Origin of the sequence: Pseudomonas floridensis (genome assembly GCF_002087235.1) — a bacterium.
Lineage (GTDB): Bacteria > Pseudomonadota > Gammaproteobacteria > Pseudomonadales > Pseudomonadaceae > Aquipseudomonas > Aquipseudomonas floridensis.
The window spans coordinates 1-1,692 of sequence record NZ_MUIO01000259.1 but is presented as its reverse complement, the minus strand read 5'-3'; the positions used below and the strand labels follow the sequence as shown (position 1 = coordinate 1,692).

The following is a 1,692-nucleotide window of genomic DNA, read 5'->3' as shown; positions in this document are numbered from 1 at the left end:
CAAACTGGTCTTTCATGGACGGCAAGGGCATGGTCGCTTCCTGTAATCGGGTCGAAACACGCCCCATCATAGGGTCATAACGACCCAGGAATAAACCGTTACGGGCCATGTCCTGTACACTGCCGACCTCAGCAGCCGTTCAATCACGGGCTGCGCTCCCGATATCAGCATCAGCGTTTGGATTCCCCCGGCCATGCAAAAAGAAACAGAAATCAAACTCCGCGTCAGCCGCGAGACCCTCGCTGCACTGCGCGAACACCCGTTGCTCAAGAAGCGCAACAAAAGTGGCTGGGAGCGCCTCGAGCTGTCGAACCAGTATTTCGATACGCCTGAGCGTGAACTGGCCCACGCCAAGGTTGCCCTGCGCATCCGTCGTGACGGCGACCAGATCATCCAGACGATGAAGACTCGTGGTCAGAGCGTGGCCGGTCTGTCTGAACGCAATGAGTACAACTGGGACCTGCCCAAGGCCAAGCTGGACCTGAAGAAGCTGGAAGGCGATTGCTGGCCCGAGCAACTGGCCGAGCTGGACAAGAAATCCATCAAGCCATTGTTCACCACTGATTTCGTGCGTGAAAAAGCCGAAATCGCCTGGGGCCGTGGCAAGGCCAAGGTGGTGATCGAAGCCGCACTGGACCTGGGCCAAGTGATCGCTGGCAAGCAGAAGGAAGAAATCTGCGAGCTGGAACTCGAGCTGCGCGAGGGCGAGCCTGCCGCGCTGCTGGAACTGGCCGCCGAGCTGGCCGCGACCCTGCCCTTGATGCCGTGCGACATCAGCAAGGCCGAGCGCGGTTATCGCTTGCTCGACGCAAGTAGCTATTCGTTGAGCCTGGCCGCACCGGGACTGACCGCTGAAACGCCACTGGACGACGCCTACTCGGCGCTGGCCTGGCACCTGCTGGGCAGCAGCCAGCGCCTGGCTGAACAATATCGCTTCAACGGCCACTGGCGTCTGTTGCAGGACTGGGTCGAAATGCTGGCCGAGCTGCGTGCACTGACCAGCAGCCTGGGTCAGGCCGCGCCACGCGCATCGACTGCTCAATTGCGTACTGCGCTGGACGCCTTGCTGGAAGACTGGCGTCCGCTGGTTCAGGCAGGTCAGGAAGATGGCGACGTACGCGCCGCCGCCCACGATCAGTTCCTTGAAGAACTGCAGGACACACGCTGGGGCGAATTCTCGCTGAACACCTCGCGCTGGCTGCTTGAGCGCAGCTGGACCGCCGAGCGTAACAACCGCGGCAGTCGTCAGGGCGCCGCGCTGCTTGCCAGCTGGCTGCCGCGCTTGCTGGCCGATGAAGCAACCGCCTTGCAACTGGGTCGTTATCAGCAACAGCCGGAAGACCTCGCCGAACAACTGCCACGTATCGAGCGTATCCAGGTCTGGCTGCACTGGGCACGTGACGCGCTGGATCTTCCGGATCTGGATCGTCTGTACGGCGAACTGAGAAAACTGGAAGAGCTTGCTCATCAGGACATCAGCGATGAAGTGCTGGACGCTCGCGTACAACAGGCACTGACCGTCTTTCAGGGTCGTGCGTGGAAAACCTTGCTGCGCTTGTGATCACGCAAGCCTTGTGGGAGCGAAGACTGAAACCGTTTGATCGGCTGATGGGCTTGGCTATTCGCGGACAAGTCCGCTCCCATGATCTGATCTGCACGCTTCCCCGTGGGAGCGTGGAGCTGTGCACAACC

The 1,692-nt window shown here is 60.7% G+C and carries 1 protein-coding gene; it reads left to right on the top strand.

The features are described from left to right. The first annotated feature begins 193 nt into the window (after nucleotides 1-193). A complete protein-coding gene (locus BZK31_RS28765) occupies nucleotides 194-1,561 on the top strand; it encodes a CYTH domain-containing protein (protein WP_083186496.1) in 1,368 nt (455 codons plus the stop codon). Nucleotides 1,562-1,692: the final 131 nt, after the last annotated feature.

What these genes read in the sequence shown, in the direction of transcription:
- BZK31_RS28765 (WP_083186496.1), top strand. Translation starts at nt 194, where the DNA reads ATGCAAAAAGAAACAGAAATCAAACTCCGCGTCAGCCGCGAGACCCTC.